Origin of the sequence: Vibrio sp. 10N.222.52.B12 (genome assembly GCF_002875385.1) — a bacterium.
In the GTDB taxonomy this organism is placed as follows: domain Bacteria; phylum Pseudomonadota; class Gammaproteobacteria; order Enterobacterales; family Vibrionaceae; genus Vibrio; species Vibrio jasicida.
Genome location: NZ_MDAW01000059.1, coordinates 1 through 2594, shown reverse-complemented (window position 1 = coordinate 2594; position 2594 = coordinate 1). Strand labels below are relative to the sequence as shown.

Annotated in this window: 2 protein-coding genes; both read left to right on the top strand. The window is 46.6% G+C overall.

The genetic code is table 11. The annotated features are described in order from the left end of the window. Positions 1 to 51: 51 nt before the first annotated feature. The gene (locus tag BCT11_RS03640) at positions 52 to 405 is read left to right on the top strand and encodes a hypothetical protein (RefSeq protein WP_038867464.1); all 354 of its coding nucleotides are present in this window, start codon (positions 52 to 54) and stop codon (positions 403 to 405) included. A gap of 121 nt (positions 406 to 526) precedes the next feature. Then, the gene (locus BCT11_RS03635) at positions 527 to 2527 is read left to right on the top strand and encodes a methyl-accepting chemotaxis protein (RefSeq protein WP_102387170.1); all 2001 of its coding nucleotides are present in this window, start codon (positions 527 to 529) and stop codon (positions 2525 to 2527) included. Positions 2528 to 2594 lie beyond the last annotated feature (67 nt).

Here is a 2594-nt window from a genome sequence, read left to right as displayed (position 1 = left end):
AAACCGATCTCAGGTTAGTTAGTTAAAGAATGAATCACAAGGAGGAGCGACATGTACCGTTATGTCAGTTCGCCAAAAGCATCGAAGTACATAGTGCCACCACCACAGCATCGTGAGTTGTCGAGTATCGATGTGCCGGAGTCGGAACTTGAGATGCGTGAAATTCTGAACAACTGGTTTGCCGATGGATTGGCGCCCATCATTCAAAATAAAGACAATTACATCTCTGCTAATGAGCAACAGCGCTTTGAGCAGCTCAGTCGTACGGTGGGCGTGCTACTGCGTAACAAAGATTACTACTTTGCCACCAAACGGATTCTTTCTCTGTGGGAGCAAGACTGCTTAGAAACGACTTACGTTAATTATCTGATTTTACGTAGTGAGCGCATACCATACTTCGAATAAGTCCCATTTCTTGGCTTGAAATAGTGGTTTACATGGTTTTCTTAGTAACTTTTGATACCTGTATTTAACATTTTTGTAAACATCGTTATATTTAAGGCTCATCGTTGTCAGGAGTTTATGGATGAACCTTACGATATCAGGGAAGTTGCAGCTCAGTTTTGTGCTGCTAGCCGTACTTTTTATGGCATCAGCGGTATTCACGTATCGCAACGTCACCACCGTAGAGCAATACGCCTCTTCGTTACTTAAATCCGATTTACCGACCGTCGACACCAGTCGCGGTATCCAACAGTCCGTTCAAGCGTCGCTGTCTTCTATTCGAGCCTACATGTTGCTAGGTGGCGATGAAGAGGTGAGCGCACGTCTGAGTGAGGACGTGCGCAATATCATGGCATCTACAGACGAGTCGCTTCCGACTTTGCAGGCTTTGATCTCTGAACAGGATTTTCAAGCGATTCAAAGCCAGTGGGATGCGGTAAAAGTTTCTCTAAACAAGCTGATTGAACTTAGCCACAGTGATGAGAACTTACCCGCGCATAACCTCTTTATTAACGAAGCGGCACCCATTGCAGAAGTGGCACTTGATCAGCTTCAAAGCTTAATCAATGAAGAGTCAGGAAACCCATTTGGTGGAGACAGAAAGCGTCTGTTTAAAGTCTACGCCGACAGCTATACCTCGCTCGCCAATGCTCTGTCTGCTTTGCGAGATTTCCTGTTGTACGGGCAGCAAGATCATCTGGACAAATACCACGACTTGATTAAGTACCACAATCAGTCCGTGGCGGAAATCGACAGTAAACTCGACAGACTGACTGATAACGACCAATCATTGTGGTCCCTGTTTAAGGAAATGCAGCAGCTGTACTTTCCTTTAGCAGAGCAGGTAATTGCATTGCGTCAATCGCCAGAGTGGAATGAATCAAACTTGTTAATGGCGAATGAACTGTTGCCAGCAGCGGATGCACTAGACCAAAGCTTAGAAACGATCGTATTGGCTCAACAAAGTCGTGCAGATCAAAGCGGACAGGGTATTAATCAGTCGATCAAGAACGTTCTCACCACTATGTTGATTGCTGCGGCATTGGTTTTGTTTGCCGCAGTAGCGATTTCAAAATACATGGGCAATACCATTGGTCGCCGAGTGAAAAACTTATCGGAGCGAGCCAAGACGATTGCTTCAGGGGATGTTTCTCAGCCTCCGCTCACTGTTGTTGGGAAAGATGAATTGGCAGACCTTACCGATTCGATTAACCGCATGAACCAATCGTTAGCGAGCATCGTGGCAGGGGTGAGTGAGAAAGCGCACCAAGTGGATACCAGTATGGGGGCTTTGTTGGAATCGGCGCAAGTCACCTCATCGAATGTGGAACAGCAACAGACCAGCATTGTTGAAATGGGAAGCCAATTGGATGAAATCGCTTTAGCCGCGCGTAACACCCTAGATCAAGCCAATCAATCGGTGCAGAAGCTTTCTGATTCAAAAGGCGAGATTGAACAAGGTCGCGATGCACTAGAGCAAAACAAAGTCACCATGGAAAGCTTACATGGCAGCATTGAAACCGCGAGCACGCAAGTGACGCAGTTAAGCAAAGAGAGCGAAGCCATTGGCCGAGTTACGGAAGTGATTGAAGGCTTGGCAGAGCAAACTAACTTACTGGCATTGAATGCCGCGATAGAAGCAGCGCGAGCGGGCGACCAAGGACGAGGTTTTGCGGTCGTGGCAGACGAAGTACGTATGTTAGCGACGCGCACTACTCAATCGACGACAGAAATCAACGGCATCATCAATGCGATTCAACGCTCGACCAATTCGGTGGTTGAGGAGATTGAACACAGTCAATCACTTGCGGAGCAGGGCGCTGAGCACATTGAAAAAGCGGTAACTCGTTTGCTCGTCACGACCGAGCAAATTGGTTCTTTGAATGAACAAATGGCAGAACTTGCGGCAGCGGCAGAGCAGCAATCTCATGCGACCAATTCGATCACTGGATTGATGTCCGGTATTACTCAATCAGTGGATGAGGTTTCGAATAACAGCCAACGTGCATCAGAGACATCATTGCAAGTAAAAGAGCAAGTTACCGAGCTGAATCAACAGATGGCAACTTTTAAAACGGCGTAGATAAGGTTTACGTCTGTTCATCTACTTTTTGAACGTTAACCAAATAGTAAAAAATGTATGGTCCGCC